Origin of the sequence: Stenotrophomonas sp. 2YAF22 (assembly GCF_052114665.1) — a bacterium.
In the GTDB taxonomy this organism is placed as follows: Bacteria; Pseudomonadota; Gammaproteobacteria; order Xanthomonadales; family Xanthomonadaceae; genus Stenotrophomonas; species Stenotrophomonas indicatrix.
Genome location: NZ_JBFRFE010000806.1, coordinates 1 through 1,560 on the forward strand (window position 1 = coordinate 1; position 1,560 = coordinate 1,560).

The following is a 1,560-nucleotide window of genomic DNA, read 5'->3' on the forward strand; positions in this document are numbered from 1 at the left end:
CAGTTCATGGCTGGCATCACGGGTGAAGTTGCGCTCGCGCGCCACGTGCGCGGTGACCCGGTTGGCCAGCGAATGCAGCGCCGCCGCCAGTTGCCGGGTCTCGCCCTGCATGTCCGCCGGCAGCTTGTTCGGCTCCAGATCGGCCGCTTCCGGATGGCCTGGATCCCAGCGCGAGACACGGCGCGCCAGCCAGTTCACCGGCGATACCAGGCGTTTGGAGGCGCGGTAGGTGATCCAGGAGGCGCCATATACCGCCAGCAGGGTCAGCAGCACCGGCACGATGCCGAACCAGAACGCCAGCATCTCCGCGCGCGAGCGCAGGAACACCAGGTACAGGCGCCCCTCTTCGCGGGCGTCGACCAGCACCAGCTGATCGTCGTCGGGCAGTTCGTGGAAACCCGGTTCCAACGTGCGCAGGTTGGCGGGTAGTGACAGGCTGGACTGCCCACGTTCCAGCAGGTAGCCACGGATGTTCTGGGTATTGGGCGGCGGCTGCACGGGCGAGGCCTCGTGCAGTGTCCAGTAGTACGCCGCTTCTTCGCGCAGGGCAGCGCCCACCAGGCTGTGCTTGATCACCAGCGAAACCAGCCAAGCACCCAGCAGGATACCCAGGCTGGCCAGCACGGCTTGCAGGATGAAAGCGATACGGATCTTGCGCGGCAGGCCGTGCGGCATTGCGGTGTCCCGGTCAGAGCGCTGCGATTATAGGCAGCGCGCTGTGCCGTGATCGTGCATGGACGATGACGACCCGGTATCCGGAACGTTCACCCCTTCCCTGCCGACCACGGCCGTGCCGGTTCTGCTGCAACACCGGCACGACGTCGATCAGGCCATCGGCTGGGCGATATCGGCGATGCGATAGCCCGCGCTCTGCACGGTGTGCAGCAGCGGCCGATCAAACGGCTTGTCGATGATCTTGCGCAGGTTGTACAGATGGCTGCGCAACGTGTCCGAATCAGGCAGGCCGTTGCCCCAGATCTCGCGCTCGATTTCCTGGCGGGTGACCACACGCGGCGATTCACGCATCAGGATGGTCAGCAGGCGCAGGCCGATCGGCGACAGCTGCAGCTCGGTGCCGGCACGGGTGGCACGCATGCTGACCGGATCGAGCACCAGGTCGGCGACCTTGAGCACTTCCGAACCCACTTGGCGACGTTCGCGGCGGATCAGCGCGCGCAGGCGGGCTTCCAGTTCCTGGATCGCGAACGGCTTGGTCAGGTAATCGTCGGCACCAAAGCCAAGACCGGTGAGCTTGTCATCCAGCGTGTCGCGCGCGGTCAGCATCAGCACCGGGGTCGACTTGCGCGCATCGTTGCGCAGCCGGCGGCACACTTCGATGCCATCCAGCCGCGGCAGCATGAGGTCCAGCACGACGACGTCGTAGCTGTTCTCGGCAGCCAGACGGTAGCCGTCCAGGCCATCCTGCGCATAGTCGACCTCGAAGCCACGGCCTTCCAGGTATTCACCGATCATCTCGGAGATATTGCGGTTGTCTTCGACCACCAGCACCAAGCCGGAAGTCTCCTTCGTCTGACGCATGAGAATCCCTCTTTCTTCAGC

At 65.1% G+C, this 1,560-nt stretch carries 1 protein-coding gene and 1 pseudogene; both read right to left on the reverse strand.

The window, feature by feature from the left end:
• Positions 1 to 675 (reverse strand): annotated as a pseudogene (locus AB4Y84_RS21285) (sensor histidine kinase); the annotation flags it as partial.
• A gap of 150 nt (positions 676 to 825) precedes the next feature.
• Positions 826 to 1,539: a response regulator transcription factor gene (locus AB4Y84_RS21290; RefSeq protein WP_002811889.1), complete on the reverse strand. Its 714-nt coding sequence runs from the start codon at positions 1,537 to 1,539 to the stop codon at positions 826 to 828.
• Between the last annotated feature and the right edge of the window lie 21 nt (positions 1,540 to 1,560).

Excerpts from the sequence above, each read along its gene's own strand:
- AB4Y84_RS21290 (WP_002811889.1), bottom strand. The coding sequence starts at position 1,539 with ATGCGTCAGACGAAGGAGACTTCCGGCTTGGTGCTGGTGGTCGAAGAC.